Consider the following 16,843-nt stretch of genomic DNA (forward strand, 5'->3'; position numbering starts at 1 on the left):
GCCTGCGTCCTGCTAGCAGCCGCGTTCCGATGTACTGGTGCTTTCCGGCCGCGCGCTGCAGCGGCTGGGCGGCCTAAACCCCCAGCCTGTCGCGCGTTCTGGATGTGAGCTGGCCGAGGTCGGCGTGTAGTCCGCTGGGCGTCGACCGGGGATCTGACCTCCATGACGGGACGGTATGGGCGTCACCGTGGACGCGTCGCGATGCTCAACCCGGCCCGGCCCGGGTTGAGCATTGCGACCGCCCGACGCGGCAGGTTGCTAGGTGCTGGCCGGTGTCGCCTCCGGCGGTCCGATCACGGCGGGGGCGGCGATTCTCGTGGCTTCCCGCTCGAGCCTCATGGCGTCGAGGTGTTCCAGTGCCGCCTCGATACCAGCGATGAGTTCACGCGTCTTCGCGGTCGTGGCTTCGGCGGGGTAGACCCAGTCGGTGATCTTGACCCCGAGAACCTGTTGTGGTCAGTGATCTCGACGCGCCGACCGGTGCTGTCGCGCAGACCTCGGTAGCAGCACCAGTCCTCGGCGCCGCCGTTCAACCGGTCCGTGTCGTTGGTCAGACCGCCAGTGCGCGATCCATATGAAGAACCACGGATCACCCACTCGACGCAACGGTGTCTGCCCTGCCCCCGATTGAGTTCGGACAGCATCCCTGGCAGGCAAACGACCGCGACCCCAACCCCGCAGGTCGCGTAAAGACAAACCCTGCGACGGACCCCGGGCGGTTCAACCTGCCGACTTGCGCCCCGCACTAGGCTCGCCTGGATGAGTCGGAGTGCGGTCGTTGTCGCACCGCAGCGGTGGCGGGCGTACGTGCCTGGTCTGGCGGTGGTCACGTCTTACCAGCGGAGTTGGTTGCCCAAGGACGTCGTTGCGGGACTGGTCCTGTCGGCGTTGTTGGTGCCGCAGGGGATGGCGTACGCGGACCTGGCTGGGCTCCCTGCGGTGACCGGGCTTTACACGTCGATCCTGTGCCTGCTCGCGTACGCCGTCTTCGGACCTTCCCGAGTGCTGGTGCTTGGCCCTGACTCGTCGCTGGGTCCGATGATCGCGGCGACGATCCTCCCGCTCATGGTGGCGGGGGGCGACCCGGTGCGGGCGGTGGCGCTTGCCTCGCTGCTCGCGGTGCTGGTGGGCGTGATCATGGTGGCTGCGGGGCTGGCGAAGTTCGGGTTCGTGGCGGACCTGTTGTCGAAGCCGACCCAGATCGGCTATATGAACGGGCTGGCGCTGACGATCATCGTGGGCCAGCTGCCGAAGCTTCTGGGGTTCTCGGTGGACGCCGACGGGCTCGTCGCCGAGGCCCGCGCCTTCGTGTCGGGGTTGGCGCAGGACGAGGCGAACACCACGGCTGCCGTGGTTGGCGTCGCCTCGCTGGCCGGGATCCTGCTGCTGAATCGGCTGCTGCCGAAGCTGCCGAGTGTCCTCATCGTGGTGGTGTTGGCCGCGGTCGCGGTCAACGCGTTGGACCTGCAGGAACACGGGGTCGACACCGTTGGTGTGATTCCGCAGGGCTTCCCACCCTTCACGGTTCCCGCTGTCACGTGGGGTGACCTGCCGCCACTGCTGCTGGGCGCGTTGGCCATCGCGGTTGTCGCACTGGCGGACACCATGTCCACGGCGTCCGCGTTCGCGGCTCGTCGCGGGGAGCAGGTGCGGGGAAACCAGGAGATGGTCGGGATCGGCGCGGCGAACATTGCCGCCGGCTTCTTCCAGGGCTTCCCGGTCAGCACCAGCGGGTCGCGGACAGCGGTCGCCGAGCAGGCCGGGTCCCGATCCCAAGTCACCGGAGTCGTCGGCGCCGGCGTCATCACCCTGGTCCTGGTGTTCGCCACCGGGGCGATGGAGTTCGTCCCGCAGCCAACCTTGGGCGCGATCGTCATCGTGGCGGCACTGTCGCTGGCCGATGTCGCCGGGACGCGTCGACTCTGGCGGCAGCGCCGAATGGAGTTCACCCTGTCGGTGATCGCGCTGCTCGGCGTCGCTCTTCTCGGGGTACTGCCCGGCATCCTCATCGCGGTGGGCCTGTCCATCCTCAACGTCTTCCGCCGTACCTGGTGGCCCCACCACACCGAGCTCGGCCGGGTCGACGGAGTCGCCGGCCTGCACGACACGGAGCGGTACCCCGACGCCGAGATGTTGCCGGGTCTGGTCGTCTACCGCTTCGACGCACCGTTGATCTTCGCGAACGCGCGGATGTTCGGCGAGGCGATGCGCGGGATCGCTCAGCAGCACCAGGACCTGCGCTGGATCGTCATCGCCGCCGAGCCCATCACCGACGTCGACACCACCGCCTCCGACATGCTGCACGAGCTCGACCTCTGGCTCAACCAGCGCGGTGTGTCACTCGTCTTCGCCGAGATGAAGGACCCGGTACGCGACAAGATCGAGCAGTACGAGCTGACTGACACGATCGATCCCGCGCACTTCTTCCCGACACTCGACGCGGCACTCGCCGAGTACCTGCGGCAGACAGGCGCGGTTTGGCCTGGTAAGGGGGCGGGGTCGTGACCACGACCGTCGCGGGCGGCGAGCCCAGCATGGTGCGCCGGGCCGCAGCGGCGGCTGCGCTGGTGGCTCTGCTTGCCGCCTTGGTCTACCTCGCAGTGTCGGCGCTCTCCCGCTGGGACGTATTACTGGCGAGCGTCGTATCCCTCGGGGTCGCCGTGATCGCCGCGTGGTACATCCTGTCCCGGCGCGGGGTAGCCCGTGCCGTGGCCGCGGGCATCGCTGCGCTCGCGCTGCTGGTGTTCCTAGCGGTCGTCATCGCGAGTGAGAGCGTCGTCGTGCTCGTGGTTGGGCTGACCCTCGCGGCGGTGTCGGTCGCCGCGGCGAGCTACGCCTTGATCCCGGCCACGCCGGCCATCGCCGCCGAGCGGGCGCCACAAGCGACGTACCCCGTTCTGCTCATGAATCTGAAGTCCGGTGGAGGAAAGGCCGAGCGGTTCAGACTGGTCGAACTGTGTCGGCAGCGCGGCATCGAGCCCGTCGTCCTGCACCCCGGCGACGATTTGCGTCAGCTGGCCGAGGACGCCGTCGCGCGCGGCGCCGACATCCTCGGGATGGCGGGCGGTGATGGCTCCCAGGCGCTCGTCGCCTCGGTCGCGAGCCAGCACGGCATTCCCTTCGTCGTCGTTCCCGCCGGGACCCGGAACCATTTCGCCCTCGACCTGGGCCTCGACCGCGCGGACGTCCAGGGGGCTCTGGACGCGTACGAGGATGGCGTTGACACCGTTGTCGACCTTGCCGAGATCAATGGACGCGTCTTCGTCAACAACGCGTCGATGGGGGTGTACGCCAAGATCGTCCAGTCCGGGGACTACCGAGACGCCAAGGTGCATACAGCGGCGGCCATGCTGCCGGACCTGCTCGGGCCGGAAGCGACGCCACTTGACCTTCGCTTCACCCTTCCATCCGGCCAGGAGGCGAAAAGCGCCCAGCTCCTGCTCGTGTCCAACAACCCGTACGCGCTAGCGCGCCTGCGGGGCGGCGGCACCCGCGAACGTCTCGACCGCGGCGTGCTCGGCATCGCCTTCGTGCGGGTGGCCTCGGCAGGAGAGGCAGAAAAGCTCGCCGCCTTGGAGGCCGCGGGCCGCCTCCAGCGCTTCTCCACCTGGAGCGAGTGGACCGCGTCCGAGTTCGAGGTGCGCTCCTCGCACCCCGTGGAGGTCGGCGTCGATGGAGAAGCACTGACCCTCCAGCCACCGCTGCGCTTCGTCACTCGGCCGGGCGCACTGACCATCCGACTGCCGCCCAGTGCCCCCGGACGGTCACCCGCCGCACGCACCGTCCGGGTCATGACCAGACCCACCGTGGTGGCGCTGTGGCGGACAGTCCTGGGCCGTCCGAGTGGGACCCGATGACCGGCCCCACGCCCCTGGAGCCGGTCGAGGAACGGCTCGCCGATCGCCTCAGCGCTCGGCATGAAGACGCGCCGCCGTCTTGGGACGTGCGAGTCCTCAGGCAGCTCGGCCACCTCGACCGGGCCGCCTACCGGGCCGTAGCGGATCTCTCCACGCCGGGGCTGGACCGTCCCCTGCGTCAGGTGTCGAAGTTCGCAAACTTCTCCAAGCCATGGTTCCTCATTGCGGCAGCGCTCGCCCTCTTCGGCGGGCGCCGAGGGCGTCGTGCCGCCGTGACCGGTGCGGCCGCGATCGGGCTCACCTCGCTCGTGGTCAACCAACCGATGAAGCTGGCCGGCAGGCGTGGCCGCCCCAACCGCACCGGGATGGGCGTCCCCGAGAACCGCTGGGTGCGGATGCCGACCTCGACCTCATTTCCCTCCGGCCACTCGGCATCGGCGGCCGCGTTCGCTGTCGCGGTCGGGGACGTGCTGCCACAACTCAACATGCCGTTGCGGCTCGCCGCCACGGTTATAGCGTTCTCACGCGTCTACACCGGCGTTCACTACCCCGGTGACGTCGTCGTAGGTGCAGCCGTCGGGGCCCTGCTCGGACGCGCAACCTCGAAAGGGGCTCGATGGCTGCGCCCCACTTCGTTCGAGTCACCTGGGGGGGCGTAAGCGCCGTCGCGAGGGCCTTGCTGGTTTGCCTGTGCCGTCAGTTTTGCTGGCTGCGCCACCTCCTCGTCGCAGTGGGCCTGGCCTGCCTGCACCACGGGTCGAAGAGGTACGCGCTGAGCAGACCGACGCCGACTCCGAGGGCGTAGCCGGCGGCGACCTCGGTGAGGGTGTGCACACCGAGCATGAGCCGGTCGAGCCCGACGACAAGCGCCAGCAGCACGCCGACCACCAGGACGAGGCGGCGTCCAGCCCGCGTGCGGAGGTAGATGGCCGACAGGACGCACGCGGCGGTGGCGGCCGCTGCGATGTTCGACGCGTGGCCGCTTGGCATCGCGCTCGAGGCGTACTGCAGGATCGGGTCCTCGACCACCGGTCTAGGCAGGTCCACGATCCTCTTGAGCAGGCTGGTGACCAGGCTTGTCCCCAGGACCACCAGCACGACGTAGATCGCGGCCCGATTCTGCCTCTTGGCCAGCAACAGGCCAGCCACCACGGCGGTGCCGACGATACTGGCCACAGTGCCGAACGCGAAGGAAAGCCACACCAGCGGACCCTCCAGCCAGGGCGCGGTGTCTCGCCACCAGTCGGGACCGATCGGCAAAACCTGGTCCCAGCGGTTGAGGGTCTCCGGGGACCGCCGGGCCAGGACGCACAGTGTCAAGCACATCAGGATCCCGGCGGATCCCCAGAGCAGGAACCGCCGACGGACGGAAGCCGCGAAGGCCACACCCGCCAAGGTATGTGCTCGGCTGGCATGGGGGTACCAGAGGCCGGACATCGCGTCCAAGGCGAATGGTCTCGACAGGGATGACGACGTCAGGAGCGCCGTTGCGGTGCAGGACGCGATGGGGGCGGGGCACCAGGTCGGCATCGTCGAGGCCGCCGACCATGCACGGCCTTGGTGTGCGGAGCGGGTTCACCCGCGCCCGGTTCGCGCATCGCGCGCTGTCATCGCTGCGCTAGAGCGGAGGCGGGAGATCGAGAAACTCCGCATATGACGGCGTTGCGGAGGTCCACGTACGAACGTTCTGGCATCCGACCGGCAGGGGACGATGGGATAGGTTCGACCGCCACTCTCGGCCCTGAGCCAGCATCGACGAATGGGAGGCACATGCGCAGCAAGAAGGCAGAAATGAGCCGTCGAAAAGGCCAGCTCGAAGCAGAAGGAACTAGCAAAAACCGTCACCAGCATGCGTGGCCAGCTGACCAAGACCGATAAGGCGCTGACAAAGGCGAAGAACTGGGCGGATCGCTGGCGGAAGGAAGCGAAGGCGCAGAAGAGATCGGCCTCGCGAGCCAGGACGCGGGTCGCGAAGCTGAATCATCAGCTGGACGCCGCATCGGCTGGACGGGAACTGGCGCAGGCGGCTGTGCCGATGGACGCAATGCCTTCGGGTCGACCGGTGACCGAGCCCACGACCGTGGCGTCACGGTGGCCAACGAGACGTGGAGAGTCGTCCAGTTGCGCGCCGAGGCTCACGCCCGAGGATTGACCGGCATGTCGAACAAGACGAAAGCGCAACTCCTCGCCGGACTGTCCTGAGCTCGCCGTCGACCGCTGAGGTCACCGACTGTGTTGTCAAGAACAATCCCGGCTGAACGCCCGGGACCGGCTTGCCACGCGAACACTCTGCCTCGCGTCCTTCAGCCGGCGTTCCGGCGACCGGTGCCCAGGTCTATCGAGGTCGCGCGGATCCGCGGTGTCAGACGCCAGCCGCGCACCGTCGCACGCTGCGGCGCACCCCGGCGCGGTTACGCCAGTCGGCCTCCTGTCGACACCGGCCCTGTCCAGTGTCAGCAGCGCGAGCTCATTGGCGAGCGAGGTTGTTGGTCGCCCTCCGCGTGTTCCGCGGATCAGGCGAGCGCCTTGGCCTTGAGCGTGTCGAACTCGGTCTGGGTGATGGTTCGGGAGTCGTGCTGGTCACCCGGGCTGGCTGCTCGGGCTGGTGGCTCGGCATGCGACCGCGGACCGCCTAGGGCGTCACAGCGATGTCGCCCGCTGACGGTCGGACCACGGCCACGGGGCAGTGGGCCCCGTGCAGGACGTGGCGGCTGACGGAACCCAGCAGCAGACCGCGGAAGCCGCCGCGTCCGCGGCTGCCGACGACGAGCAGCTCCGCGCTCTCGGAGCTGTCGACGAGGGTGTCGGCGGGTCGTCCCTGGACCACGAGGGTCCGCACCTCGACCCGGGGATACCTGTCGGCCCAGCCGACGATCGCTGCGGAGGTGATCTCGCCCTGCTCGGCCTCGAGCTCGGCCCACGGCTCGACCAGGACGCTCAAGGCGACGCTGCTGGTGAAGGCGTTGGCGTCCCACGCGTGCAGCACGGTCAGGCCGACGCCACGCTGGGACGCCTGCGCGAACGCATACCCGGTCGCCTCGACCGACAAGTCTGAGCCGTCGACGCCGACGACGACCCGCCGGGTCCCGTCGTGCCGGACGCCGGGCTCCCGCACGACGACAACCGGGCACGCGGCATGAGCGGCGACCTGCATAGAGGTGGATCCCAGGAACGACTCCTTCACCGCCGCGAAGCCGCGTGAGCCGACGACGACCGTGTTCGCGTGCCGGGACGCCGCGATGAGCGCGGATGCTGCCTGGGCATGCACGGTGCTGACTCGCACCTCGACGCCGGAGGACACGGTCTTCGCGTCCGCGGCGGCGGACTCCAGGATCGACCGGCACTCCTCCTCGATGCTGGGCACCAGCGGGGCGACCATCTCCGCCGCGTAGTCCGACTGCCACGCACACAGGAGCTGCAGTGGAAGCCGGCGCCGGGTCGCCTCCTCGACCGCCCAGTCAAGGGCCCGCCGGCCCGAGTCGGAACCGTCCACACCGACGACGACAGATGGCGTGGTGCTAGCGGTCATCGTGTCTCCTGGTGTCTCCTCGTGCTGCGCTGGTCCCGGTGGCGATGTGGCGATGTGGCGATGTGGCGTACCGGGCTCACCGCCAATCTCCTCGGCCCGGTGACATGGCACAAGGACCCCGGCGTCGGCGCGGCTCGCAGCGGGCCGGGCAGCCCGCTTCCTGGGAAGTGACGCGAGGGGGCGGGGCGTCTTCCGTGTGCGGCGGGGCGGCCAAGTCGCAGGCCTGCGTCTTCCCGCCCGAAGGCTGTCGGTCGGCGTCGCTCGGGGCACCCCCATTGCCCCGGATGGTCACCATCGGTCAACCTCGACCCATGACCACCAATCAGACCGGTGACACCGAGGTCCTCACCACGCACGAGTGCTGGGAGTTGCTGCGCGAGAGTGTGGTCGGACGCCTGGCCGTCACGGTGGCCGGCAGCCCTGACATCTTTCCGGTGAACCCCATCGTCGACCACGGAACTATCGTGTTCCGCACCAGCGCCGGCACCAAGTTCGCCGCCACCAAGGGCAAGGAGGTGGCCTTCGAGGTGGACGGCTACGACGCCGGCACCGCGCAGGCGTGGAGCGTCGTGGCCAAGGGCCGGGCCCACGAGATCGTCGAGGTCGAGGAAACCCTCCGGGCACTGCGCCTGCCCCTGTACCCCTGGGAACCCGGCCGGAAGCCCCGCCTTGTGCGCATCGAGCCCACGAGCGTCACCGGTCGCCGGTTCGTCGTCGACGGCGGGTTCAGGGCCGACGAGGGCGACCGGAACCCCCACAGCGAGCAGGACGACGGGCCCACGACTGTCTAACGCGAGTCGACCAACAACGAGATCTCGGTGAAAGCAGCCGTGGACCTCGACTGGCCGCTGGGCACGTCCCTGGGTGTTCTTGCCGTTCGGGATTCGGATGGGGTCGTCGACGGGACGGCGAGCCCGACGATGGCGAACCCTGATGATCCAGTGGAGGGTGCTGCGGTCAGCGGTTCGATGGGGCGGGCGTCGTCGGGAGTCGTTTGCTCATCTGCTGTTGTACGAAGCGGATCGCGGGCCGTGGGGGGTGACCTCGCGTACGCCGTCGGGTCCGACCCACAGCCTTGCGGTGAAATGGACGCCTACTGCTGGGGATGGGATATCGCGTGGGTGCGGGCGTGAGTATCTCGTTCATGGCGAAGCAGACGACGGTCACAGTGACCGATGATGTGGATGGCACGGCGAAGGCGAAGGAGGTGACCTTCAGCCTGAATGGGCAGTCGTGGACCATCGACCTGAGCGCGAAGAACCGGGCGGCGCTGAAGAAGGCGCTGAAGCCGTACATCGCAAAGGCCACCAAACAGGGACGCCGCCGTTCGGCCGCCACCGCGAAGAGGACCGCTCGTCGCGCCGCCGGCACCGACCTGGCTGCAGTCCGGGAGTGGGCCAACCGCAACGGACACCAGGTCAGTGACCGCGGCCGGATCAGTGCCGTCGTGCAGCAAGCGTACGACGCCGCGCACTAATCCTCGTGGGCGGCCGAGACGGCCGACCCACGACTGGCCATCGCCGGGTTGGACCAACCCCATGATGGCCATCATCGAGCTACGAATCGGCCCGTCGTCGGGAAGACGACGAGGGGCTGATGTGTGCTCAGTTTGGCGGTGGCGGTGGGATTTGAACCCACGGTGGAGTTACCCCCACACACGCTTTCGAGGCGTGCTCCTTAGGCCGCTCGGACACGCCACCGCCGGGAAGGCTACCGGAGCCGCCGCGCCGCGAAGAAATCGAGGAGCAGGCGGGCGCACTCCTCCTGGCGGACCCCGCCGACCACCTCGACGCGGTGGTTCGCGCGCGGGTCGCGGGCCACGTCCCACACCGATCCGCAGGCCCCGGCCTTGGGGTCGAAGGCGCCGAACACGCATACCGGCACGCGGGCCAGAACCATCGCCCCAGCGCACATCACACAGGGCTCGAGCGTGACGACGAGGGTGCACCCGATGAGCCGCCAGGACCCCAGCACCTGGGCCGCCGCGCGGATCGCGACGATCTCGGCGTGGCCGGTCGGGTCCTCCCACGCCTCGCGGACGTTGTGCCCCTCGCCGATGACGTCGCCGTCCGGACCGACCACGACCGCGCCCACCGGTACGTCACCGGCCCGCTCCGCGACGGTGGCCAGCTCGAGAGGGCGGCCCATCCACGCGGCGTACCGATCGTCCTGCACGCGCTAAGTTTCCCGCATGCGCGTGCACGTGGCCGACCACCAGCTCATCTCGCACAAGCTGACCTACCTGCGCGACAAGCGCACCGACTCGCCGACGTTCCGGCGCCTGGTCGACGAGCTGGTCACGCTGCTGGCCTACGAGGCCACCCGCGACGTTCGCGTGGAGCCATTCGACATCGAGACCCCGGTCGCGCCGACGACGGGGATCCGGCTGGCCAGTCCGCGGCCCCTCGTCGTCCCGATCCTGCGCGCCGGCCTGGGCATGCTCGACGGCATGGTCCGGTTGCTGCCGACGGCGGAGGTGGGCTTCCTCGGGATGATGCGCAACGAGGAGACGCTCGAGGCGACGACGTATGCCAACCGGCTCCCCGACAACCTGCACGGCCGCCAGTGCTACGTCCTCGACCCGATGCTCGCCACCGGTGGGACCCTCGCCATGGCCATCCGGTACCTCGTGGACCGCGGGGCGGACGACATCACCGCGATCACCCTGCTGGCGGCGCCGGAGGGGATCGCCTACATCGAGGAGCAGCTCGGCGACCTCGGCGTCCCGCTCAGCCTGGTCACCGGTGCGGTCGACGAGCGGCTGAACGACCAGGGCTACATCGTCCCGGGTCTCGGCGACGCCGGCGACCGGCTGTACGGGCTCGTCTGAGCCGCGACGACACCCGGGCGCGCCTCGATCGTCACACCAGCCCCATACGGCACACTGACGTTCAGATTCTGTCCAGCCCCACGCCTACCGCCCCGATCCGTCCCCCCCGAGGAGCCGCCCGATGAGCCGAGTGCGGAAGATCTTGGGCTGGGTGCTGCTCGCGTACGTCGTCTACGCCATCGTCAAGTCGCCGACGCAGGCGGCCGACGTGGTCAAGACGTCCTTCGAGATCCTCGCGGAGGGTGTCCGGTCGATCTTCGCCTTCTTCGACTCGCTCATCGCCCGGTAGCGACCGCTCGCATGCGACGGCGTCGCGACCCGCACCTCCAACGGTTCCTCCTCGAGGGGGAGCGCGTGGTCGTCGACGTGCGGCAGCACTGGGGGGTCATCGCCCTCCCGGTCGTCTGCACCCTCGCCGGCCTGTTCGTCACCATGTGGGTCGACGCTCGCATCCGGGTCGACGGTGGCGGCATCGCGCGACTGCTCTGGCTGCTCTGGTTCGTCCTCCTGGGGTGGCTGGGGTTCCAGGTCGCCCAGTGGCGGCACGACCGGTTCATCGCGACCGACAAGCGCCTCCTGCTCAACTACGGCCTGTTCACCCAGAAGGTCGCGATGATGCCCCTCATCAAGGTGACCGACATGTCGTACCAGCGCTCGGTGCCCGGGCGGATCTTCGGCTACGGCCGGTTCGTCCTCGAAAGCGCCGGCCAGGACCAGGCGCTGCGTCAGGTCGACTGGGTCCCCCACCCCGACGCCACGTACCGGATCCTCTGTACCGAGATCTTCGGCGTTCCCAGCCGGGAGCGGGTGACCGACCCCGACCGGGACGACGGGTACCTCGACGACGGGACCGGTGCGCCGGCGGTGGCACCGGCGGTGGTCAGCCCGCTGGCCGGTGCCGTGGTGCGGCCGGTCGGACCAAGTGGGCCGGGAGGGTCGGGTATGCGGCCGGGCGGGTCCGCGGTGGACGAGCGCTGGTCCTACTCGCGGGCCATCCCGCTTCACCAGTACGGGGACTCAGCGCCGATGCCGAGCGGCGAGGTCATCTACAGCAGCGACGCGGAACGACGCCGGCGGCGGGAGGCCGACACGGGTCCGATCCCCCAGACGCCACCGCCCGGGACGGACGACGAGGTCACAGGGCCTTGATGATGTCCTCGACGCGCTCCTTGGCGTCGCCGAAGAGCATCGAGCTGTTGTCCCGGAAGAACAGCGGGTTCTGGACCCCGGCATAACCGGCAGCCATCGACCGCTTGAAGACGATGACGTCCTTGGCGTTCCAGACCTCGAGCACCGGCATGCCGGCGATCGGTGAGGTGGGGTCCTCGGCGGCAGCGGGGTTGACGGTGTCGTTGGCGCCGATGACGAGGACGACGTCGGTCGAGGGGAAGTCCTCGTTGATCTCGTCCATCTCGAGGACGATGTCGTAGGGCACCTTGGCCTCGGCGAGGAGGACGTTCATGTGGCCGGGCAGCCGGCCCGCGACCGGGTGGATGCCGAACCGGACCTCGATGCCGCGTTCGCGCAGCTTGTGGGTGAGGTCGGCGACCGGGTACTGCGCCTGAGCGACCGCCATCCCGTAGCCGGGCGTGATGACGACGGTTCCGGCGTCCTTGAGCAGGTCGGCGACGTCCACGGCCGTGGTCTCGCGGTGCTCGCCGTAGTCGGTGTCGTCGGAGGCGGCGATGGCGCCGGAGCCGAACCCGCCGGCGATGACCGACACGAAGGAGCGGTTCATGGCCTGGCACATGATGTAGGACAGGTAGGCACCGGAGGAGCCGACGAGAGCGCCGGTGACGATGAGCAGGTCGTTGCCGAGCATGAACCCGGCCGCCGCCGCGGCCCACCCGGAGTAGCTGTTGAGCATCGACACGACAACGGGCATGTCGCCGCCGCCGATCGACGCGACGAGGTGCCAGCCGAAGGCCAGCGCGACGGCGGTCATGAGGAGGAGCGGGACCGCGCCGCCGGTGAGCACGAACCAGACCAGCAGGCCCGCCGAGACCAGCAGCGCGAACAGGTTCATGACGTGCCGGGCCGGCAGCATCAGCGGCTTGCTCGGGATCCGGGCGCTGAGCTTGAGGTACGCGACGATCGAGCCGGTCAGGGTGACGGCGCCGATGAAGACGCCCAGGAACACCTCGGTCAGATGGACGGCGTCGTGGCCGGTACCGGCGGCCGCCAGGTTCTCGGCGAGCAGCCAGGTGTTGTAGCCGACCAGCACCGCGGCCAGGCCGACGAAGCTGTGCAGCATCGCGATGAGCTGCGGCATGCCCGTCATCTCGACACGCAGCGCCCGCCACACCCCGATCGCGCCGCCGACGATCATCGGCAGGAACACCAGGGCGGCCTGCCAGCCCGGCGCATACCCCGGGTTCTGGAAGACGACCCAGATGGTGGCGACGAGTGCGACGGCCATGCCGACCATGCCGTAGGTGTTGCCGGTCTTGGCCGTCTCGTGCTTGGACAGGCCGGCCAGGCTGAGGACGAAGAGCAGGGCGGCGACGATGTAGGCGACCGCGACGATCCCTGATGACATGACCGGGGCGGACATGGCTCACGCCCTCCGGAACATCTGGAGCATCCGACGGGTCACGGTGAACCCACCGAACACGTTGATGCTGGCCACGAGGATTCCGGCGACGGCGAGGACGGTGACGAGCGGGTTCGGGTAGACCACCTGGAGCAGCGCACCGATGACGATGATCCCGCTGATGGCGTTGGTGACCGACATCAGCGGGGTGTGCAGGGCGTGGTGGACGTTGGTGATGACGTAGAACCCGACCACCACCGCCAGGGCGAACACGGTCAGGTGGCCGAGCAGCTCCGACGGGGAGTATGCGCCCAGCAGACCGAGCAGGAGCGCGGCCACCACGAGCAGGACGTTGCGCCGCCGTGGGTTGGGAGCCTTCTTCTCGACGGGCGCCCGGACCGCGGCGGGCCGCACCGCGGGGGCGGCGGACACCTGGACCGGCGGTGGCGGCCACAGCAGCTCACCGTCCCGGACCACCGTCATACCCCGGACGACCTGGTCGTCCATGTCGAGCACCGGTTGTCCGTCCTTGCCCGGCGTCAGGAGCTTGAGCAGGTTGACGAGGTTCGTCGCGAACAGCTGGGACGACTGGGTGGGCAGCCGGCCGGCCAGGTCGGTGTAGCCGATGATGCGCACACCGTTATCGCTGACCACCATCTGGTCGGCGACCGACAGCTCGCAGTTGCCGCCGTTCGCGGCGGCCATGTCGACGATAACGCTGCCCGGCTTCATCGTGGCGACCATGTCGGCCGTGATGAGCCGCGGCGCGGGCCGGCCCGGGATGAGCGCGGTGGTGATGATGATGTCGACGTCTGCGGCCTGCGCGGCATACAGCTCGGCGGCCTTGCGGTCGAAGTCCTCGGACGTCTGCCGGGCGTAGCCGTCGGCACTCGCCTGGGACTCCTCCTCGGACCGCTCGACGCGCAAGAACTCGGCGCCCATCGACTCGACCTGCTCGCCGACCTCCGGGCGGGCGTCGAAGGCGCGCACCATCGCGCCGAGGCTCCCGGCGGTCCCGATGGCCGCGAGCCCGGCGACGCCGGCGCCGACCACCAGCACCTTGGCCGGCGGGACCTTGCCGGCCGCCGTCACTTGCCCGGTGAACAGGCTGCCGAACTCGTGGGCCGCCTCGATGACGGCGCGGTACCCCGCGATGTTGGCCATCGAGCTGAGCACGTCCAGCGACTGGGCCCGCGAGATGCGTGGCACGGCGTCCATGGCCAGGACGGTGATCCGGCGGGACGCGAGCTTGGCGACGAGGTCGGGGTCGATGGCCGGGCTGACCAGGCTGGCCAGAATCGCCCCGTCGCGCAGGCGCGCGATCTCCTCGTCGGACGGGGCGTTGATCTTCAGGACCACGTCGCTGGCCCACACGTCGTCCCGGTCGCCGACTCGTGCGCCGGCCTCTGCGTAGGCGGCGTCGGCGAAGCTGGCGCGGGCACCGGCGCCGGACTCGACGACGACCTCGTACCCCAGCCCCCGCAGCTGTTCGACCGTCTTCGGGGTGGCCGCGACCCGGGTCTCACCGAGGCGTGACTCGGCCGGGACACCGATCTGCTGTGCCGTCGACATGCCACTCCGCCCTTGGGGTCCGACTGGGTCGCGGCGAGGCTATCCAATGACCCGCCCCAGACACGCTGGAGGCCCGCGAGACAGGGGACACATCGCGGGCCTTCAGCTGATCAGGGGCGTTCGACGTCAGTTGACGTCTAAACCACTTCAGGGTAACCGAGCGGGTCCGACCGAGGGGGCTTAACGCTCGACAAGCTCAGGGCCTCGGCGCCAGTTCGCCGTCCTCCGGCCAGCCGCCGAGGTACGTGAGCGACCCGTTTACGCCGACCAGGCGGATGGGAAGGCCTCGATCGGTCAGGTGGGCCGGACCGGGGTCGGCGATGGCGGCCGCCGACCAGGTGGCAGCCGTGACACAGTCCGGGGCAACGACGGTGGCGGTTCGCCAGAGGGTGGTCCCGGTCCTTGTCGAGGTCGAGGTCGACGTCGCCACGGCCAGGCCGGTCGGGATGGCGACCAGGGCGGCTTGCGCGCTCGGCTGGTCGTCGGGGTCGGTCACGAGGACCTCCCAGGCCCCGCCGCCGGCGGGACCGGCGGTTGCGATGTCCCCGCCGAGGCTGACCAGCACGCCGACGTCGAGGACGTCCGCGACCACGGCCGCACACCGGTCGGCGGCCCAGGCCCGGGGGATGGGGTCGAGGTCGAGCTCGACCCCTCGGGGTACGAGCACGGTCTGGTGCGCCCCGTCGAGCTCGATCCCTCGCCAGGCATCGGCGTCGCCGACCGGACGGAGGGAGCGGCCCGTGGTCGGGTCCACGGCGCCGTCGGTCGCCTCGGCCGCGCGGAGGGCGGCCCCCAGGATCGCGGCCAGGGTGCCGCTGATGCGCGTCCGCCGCCCGGTGGGCAGGGTGGCGATCTCGGCGTCACGACGCCCCCGGCTCGCGGCGAGCTCGACGTGGCCCAGCTCGGTCTCCACCAGCCGGCGGGCCGACGGCAGGGCGTGCGGGTCCGCCGTGACGACGCGGATGGTCGTGGACCAGAGCGGCCACTCGTATGCGGGTCCGCGCAACGTGGTGCGCGGGTCGTGGTCGAGTCGGTTCGTGGGGTGGTCGCTGGGAGACGGCATCGGCTGGGCTCCCATCACGAGCCTCCTCGGTAGCGGCGGTCGGCCTGATGCCGACCTGACCCTCCCGAGACTGGGCGCGCCCACTATGCGATGGCTGTGCGACGTCTGAGCGCCCCGCCTGAGCCTCGCCGTCCTCCCATCGCCACGCGACCGCGCACCCTTTACTCGACCGCCCGCAACGTGTGCTGTTGCGCCGCCGCCGACAACAACTCAGACATGTCCGACGAGCTGCGGCCGAAACGCATACCGGCGTCGACTACTCAGGCATGTCCGAGAAGTGGGCGCGGGGTCAGTTGTCGAGGAGGGCAGTCACGACCTCGTCCGGGACCGCGCCCTCACCGAACGGGCGCTTGCCGACCAGGGCCTCGGCCTCCGCGGCGGAGAGTCCAGCACCGGACGTCAGGACCTGGACCGCGTGGCTCTCCGGCAGCAGTTCCAGCCAGCGGACCACGGCCGCGTGCAGGGCGGCCTCGTCGACCTCGCCGTTGATCCGTAGCCGGGCCAGGCCGCCGTCGGGGTACACGTCCAGCCGGACGTGGGTCACCGGCGCGGACGACGACACCCGGAAGAAGTGCCGCGTGTCGGGCTGGAGTCGGGTCTTGGGCACCAGCTCCTCCCACGTCGACGGGTCGTCGACGTTGCCGGTCGCCTCGTTGACGCCGGACAGCCGAGCCCAGCCGGCGGCGTTGCCGACGAAGTACGACGTGTCGACCTCGATCCGGCGAACCAGCCCAGGAGCCGCCAGCGCCACCGTCACGTGGTCGTTGCCGCCGTCGCGACGCCGCGCGTTCTCCCACCCCTCGCCCATGATCCGGGCCCGGCCGGGCAGCAGGATCTGCGTGGGCGACGAGTAGAACATGTTGGAGCAGTCGACGACCGCGCCACCGTTCTCCAGCCCGGCCAGGTCGACGGTCCCGGTGAGGAACCGCGGGTCCGGGACCGGCTCGCCGTGCACCCGGAAGCGGGCCACGCCCCCGTCGGGGAAGATCGAGAGACGCACGTGGGTGAACCGGCGCTCGTCGGTCACGTCGAAGTAGTTGTCGGTGTCGCCCTTGAGCGGCGACTTCTCGACCAGCGTGACCCAGTCGGCCGACTCGAGCTCGGCGTCCGAGGGGTGCCACTCGAACGACGCGGCCTCGACCGAGGCGTGCGGCGGGTAGTTGCCCTTGAACCAGGAGGTGTCGATGTCGACGCCCCGGACGACACCCGGCACCCCGAGCCGCACGATCGCCCAGTCGTGACCGTCCTCGCGACGGCGGCGGGTCTCCCAGCCGTCGTAGACCTTGCCCTTGTGGCCGAAGTCCTCGGTCGAGAACACCGCGCGGCCGGGCGTGATGAGGTTCTCGCGCTGCGCGAAGAGCTCGTCGTTCGCGTAGACCACGCTCCCCGCGAGCGCCCGGGACGCGAGGTCCGGGAGGGCGGCGAAGGACGGGGCCTCGGGGTTGGGACTCTCGTGCAT

The 16,843-nt window shown here is 69.8% G+C and carries 15 protein-coding genes and 1 tRNA gene; 8 read left to right on the top strand and 8 right to left on the bottom strand.

Going from position 1 to position 16,843, the window contains the following annotated elements; translation table 11 throughout:
• The first annotated feature begins 759 nt into the window (after positions 1-759).
• The 3 genes from VIG79_RS04560 to VIG79_RS04570 all read left to right on the top strand — a co-directional run bounded on the left by VIG79_RS04560 (position 760) and on the right by VIG79_RS04570 (position 4,516).
• Positions 760-2,505 (top strand): SulP family inorganic anion transporter, encoded by a 1,746-nt coding sequence (locus tag VIG79_RS04560; RefSeq protein WP_331882698.1) that lies wholly within the window; start codon positions 760-762, stop codon positions 2,503-2,505.
• Positions 2,502-3,857, top strand: a complete 1,356-nt coding sequence (locus VIG79_RS04565) for a diacylglycerol/lipid kinase family protein (RefSeq protein WP_331882700.1) — start codon at positions 2,502-2,504, stop codon at positions 3,855-3,857. The genes VIG79_RS04560 and VIG79_RS04565 overlap by 4 nt, the downstream gene beginning before the upstream one ends.
• Positions 3,858-3,943: 86 nt before the next feature.
• Positions 3,944-4,516 (top strand): phosphatase PAP2 family protein, encoded by a 573-nt coding sequence (locus VIG79_RS04570; protein ID WP_331882702.1) that lies wholly within the window; start codon positions 3,944-3,946, stop codon positions 4,514-4,516.
• 37 nt (positions 4,517-4,553) lie between these two features.
• Here VIG79_RS04570 and VIG79_RS04575 read toward each other — a convergent pair whose 3' ends face one another.
• Together VIG79_RS04575 and VIG79_RS04580 are read right to left on the bottom strand one after the other, a co-directional pair.
• Positions 4,554-5,243 carry a phosphatase PAP2 family protein gene (locus VIG79_RS04575; protein ID WP_331882704.1) on the bottom strand — a complete coding sequence of 230 codons (690 nt, stop codon included), beginning with the start codon at positions 5,241-5,243 and terminating at the stop codon, positions 4,554-4,556.
• A 1,246-nt stretch (positions 5,244-6,489) separates the two neighbouring features.
• Complete coding sequence (locus tag VIG79_RS04580) at positions 6,490-7,386, bottom strand: universal stress protein (protein ID WP_331882706.1); 897 nt, start codon at positions 7,384-7,386, stop codon at positions 6,490-6,492.
• A 311-nt stretch (positions 7,387-7,697) separates the two neighbouring features.
• Here VIG79_RS04580 and VIG79_RS04585 point away from each other — a divergent pair, with 311 nt between their 5' ends.
• Positions 7,698-8,177, top strand: a complete 480-nt coding sequence (locus VIG79_RS04585) for a pyridoxamine 5'-phosphate oxidase family protein (RefSeq protein ID WP_331882708.1) — start codon at positions 7,698-7,700, stop codon at positions 8,175-8,177.
• Positions 8,178-8,515: 338 nt separating this feature from the next.
• The gene (locus VIG79_RS04590; RefSeq protein WP_331882711.1) at positions 8,516-8,863 is read left to right on the top strand and encodes an Lsr2 family protein; all 348 of its coding nucleotides are present in this window, start codon (positions 8,516-8,518) and stop codon (positions 8,861-8,863) included.
• Between the two features lie 133 nt (positions 8,864-8,996).
• Here VIG79_RS04590 and VIG79_RS04595 read toward each other — a convergent pair.
• Both VIG79_RS04595 and tadA read right to left on the bottom strand, forming a co-directional pair.
• Positions 8,997-9,086 (bottom strand) — tRNA-Ser (locus tag VIG79_RS04595).
• 10 nt (positions 9,087-9,096) lie between these two features.
• On the bottom strand, positions 9,097-9,534 hold the full coding sequence (tadA, locus tag VIG79_RS04600; RefSeq protein ID WP_331882757.1) for a tRNA adenosine(34) deaminase TadA: 438 nt from the start codon (positions 9,532-9,534) through the stop codon (positions 9,097-9,099).
• 43 nt (positions 9,535-9,577) lie between these two features.
• Between tadA and upp the strand changes: the two genes are divergently transcribed.
• The 3 genes from upp (at position 9,578) to VIG79_RS04615 (ending at position 11,365) form a co-directional block, all read left to right on the top strand.
• Entirely contained in the window at positions 9,578-10,216 is a 639-nt protein-coding gene (gene upp / locus VIG79_RS04605) for a uracil phosphoribosyltransferase (protein ID WP_331882713.1), read from the top strand.
• A gap of 121 nt (positions 10,217-10,337) precedes the next feature.
• Complete coding sequence (locus tag VIG79_RS04610) at positions 10,338-10,505, top strand: hypothetical protein (RefSeq protein ID WP_331882715.1); 168 nt, start codon at positions 10,338-10,340, stop codon at positions 10,503-10,505.
• A gap of 11 nt (positions 10,506-10,516) precedes the next feature.
• On the top strand, positions 10,517-11,365 hold the full coding sequence (locus tag VIG79_RS04615; RefSeq protein WP_331882717.1) for a PH domain-containing protein: 849 nt from the start codon (positions 10,517-10,519) through the stop codon (positions 11,363-11,365).
• Here VIG79_RS04615 and pntB read toward each other — a convergent pair.
• The 4 genes from pntB to alc form a co-directional block, all read right to left on the bottom strand.
• On the bottom strand, positions 11,352-12,770 hold the full coding sequence (gene pntB, locus VIG79_RS04620) for a Re/Si-specific NAD(P)(+) transhydrogenase subunit beta (RefSeq protein ID WP_414672579.1): 1,419 nt from the start codon (positions 12,768-12,770) through the stop codon (positions 11,352-11,354). The genes VIG79_RS04615 and pntB overlap by 14 nt on opposite strands.
• 3 nt (positions 12,771-12,773) lie before the next feature.
• Positions 12,774-14,321 carry a Re/Si-specific NAD(P)(+) transhydrogenase subunit alpha gene (locus VIG79_RS04625; protein WP_331882719.1) on the bottom strand — a complete coding sequence of 516 codons (1,548 nt, stop codon included), beginning with the start codon at positions 14,319-14,321 and terminating at the stop codon, positions 12,774-12,776.
• Between the two features lie 196 nt (positions 14,322-14,517).
• On the bottom strand, positions 14,518-15,399 hold the full coding sequence (locus VIG79_RS04630) for an FAD:protein FMN transferase (protein ID WP_331882721.1): 882 nt from the start codon (positions 15,397-15,399) through the stop codon (positions 14,518-14,520).
• A gap of 274 nt (positions 15,400-15,673) precedes the next feature.
• Entirely contained in the window at positions 15,674-16,843 is a 1,170-nt protein-coding gene (gene alc / locus VIG79_RS04635; RefSeq protein ID WP_331882724.1) for an allantoicase, read from the bottom strand.

Source organism: Lapillicoccus sp., assembly GCF_036559105.1.
GTDB lineage: Bacteria > Actinomycetota > Actinomycetes > Actinomycetales > Dermatophilaceae > Lapillicoccus.

Excerpts from the sequence above, each read along its gene's own strand:
- VIG79_RS04580 (WP_331882706.1), bottom strand. The coding sequence starts at position 7,386 with ATGACCGCTAGCACCACGCCATCTGTCGTCGTCGGTGTGGACGGTTCC.
- VIG79_RS04630 (WP_331882721.1), bottom strand. The coding sequence starts at position 15,399 with ATGGGAGCCCAGCCGATGCCGTCTCCCAGCGACCACCCCACGAACCGA.
- tadA (WP_331882757.1), bottom strand. The coding sequence starts at position 9,534 with ATGGGCCGCCCTCTCGAGCTGGCCACCGTCGCGGAGCGGGCCGGTGAC.
- pntB (WP_414672579.1), bottom strand. The coding sequence starts at position 12,770 with ATGTCCGCCCCGGTCATGTCATCAGGGATCGTCGCGGTCGCCTACATC.
- VIG79_RS04610 (WP_331882715.1), top strand. The coding sequence starts at position 10,338 with ATGAGCCGAGTGCGGAAGATCTTGGGCTGGGTGCTGCTCGCGTACGTC.
- VIG79_RS04615 (WP_331882717.1), top strand. The coding sequence starts at position 10,517 with ATGCGACGGCGTCGCGACCCGCACCTCCAACGGTTCCTCCTCGAGGGG.
- alc (WP_331882724.1), bottom strand. The coding sequence starts at position 16,843 with ATGCACGAGAGTCCCAACCCCGAGGCCCCGTCCTTCGCCGCCCTCCCG.
- VIG79_RS04560 (WP_331882698.1), top strand. The coding sequence starts at position 760 with ATGAGTCGGAGTGCGGTCGTTGTCGCACCGCAGCGGTGGCGGGCGTAC.
- VIG79_RS04625 (WP_331882719.1), bottom strand. The coding sequence starts at position 14,321 with ATGTCGACGGCACAGCAGATCGGTGTCCCGGCCGAGTCACGCCTCGGT.
- VIG79_RS04585 (WP_331882708.1), top strand. The coding sequence starts at position 7,698 with ATGACCACCAATCAGACCGGTGACACCGAGGTCCTCACCACGCACGAG.
- upp (WP_331882713.1), top strand. The coding sequence starts at position 9,578 with ATGCGCGTGCACGTGGCCGACCACCAGCTCATCTCGCACAAGCTGACC.